Below are 746 nucleotides of genomic sequence, written 5' to 3'. Positions count from 1 at the left end.
TAACGCCTGGTTAAGAGGCGAGTTTTAGCTTGCTAGACTGTTTGCCGAAGGCTCGAGCAAGCTTTTACGAGACCTTCTTTAACCACTTGTTATAATTCGTCGACACCAAACCTTAATATTTGTTTGCAATTACGTATCGTTAGAATTTGAACTGAAGCTCCAATACTATATATAACTCGATAATTTCCAATAATTAATTCTCGATAATTCTTTCCTGGTAATTCAGGTACTGCGCGACCCATTTCAGGTTGATTACCCAAGGCATCGGTAGAATCCAAAATATCATTGACCCAATCAATTGCTGCCGACTCTTTGTCTAGTGCAATATAATCAGAGATTGACTCAAGTTTCGAAACCGCTAGTGGAGACCAACTAACCTTCATTTTTAAACCTAGAAAGCAATTTAGCTCTAACGGCTTTGCTATCTATTCCAAGCCCACTAGAGATTTGCATTTCAGCCTTATTAATTTCCTCTAGCAATTCAATTTTCTCTTGCATTGCCTCATATTCCGAAACATCTAATACAACGGCAACGCCTTTACCACGTTGCGTGATTACCAGAGGTCTGCGTGTTTCATTTATTTGCTTTATGTAAGAAGCAACACCTGCTCTGAATTCTGAAAGGGGTTGTATATCTTGGTCAAAGTGAATTCTACTCATAATACTCTCGATGTACTTTTGCTTGTACAATAAAGTGTAATGTAACTTGCGGAATAAGCCAAACTCTAATGAGAATTATAACGCCT

At 38.2% G+C, this 746-nt stretch carries 2 protein-coding genes; both read right to left on the bottom strand.

Annotated elements, in window-relative coordinates; all coding sequences use genetic code 11:
• Positions 1 to 89: 89 nt before the first annotated feature.
• On the bottom strand, positions 90 to 383 hold the full coding sequence (locus ABD009_RS14100) for a type II toxin-antitoxin system RelE/ParE family toxin (RefSeq protein WP_343826493.1): 294 nt from the start codon (positions 381 to 383) through the stop codon (positions 90 to 92).
• On the bottom strand, positions 373 to 660 hold the full coding sequence (locus tag ABD009_RS14095) for a type II toxin-antitoxin system Phd/YefM family antitoxin (protein WP_343826491.1): 288 nt from the start codon (positions 658 to 660) through the stop codon (positions 373 to 375). The genes ABD009_RS14100 and ABD009_RS14095 overlap by 11 nt, the downstream gene beginning before the upstream one ends.
• Positions 661 to 746 lie beyond the last annotated feature (86 nt).

Source organism: Psychrosphaera haliotis, assembly GCF_039523615.1.
Lineage (GTDB): Bacteria > Pseudomonadota > Gammaproteobacteria > Enterobacterales > Alteromonadaceae > Psychrosphaera > Psychrosphaera haliotis.
The sequence above is the reverse complement of the archived record's forward strand: the minus strand, read 5'-3'. Positions and strand labels throughout refer to the sequence as shown.

What these genes read in the sequence shown, in the direction of transcription:
- ABD009_RS14100 (WP_343826493.1), bottom strand. Translation starts at nt 383, where the DNA reads ATGAAGGTTAGTTGGTCTCCACTAGCGGTTTCGAAACTTGAGTCAATC.
- ABD009_RS14095 (WP_343826491.1), bottom strand. Translation starts at nt 660, where the DNA reads ATGAGTAGAATTCACTTTGACCAAGATATACAACCCCTTTCAGAATTC.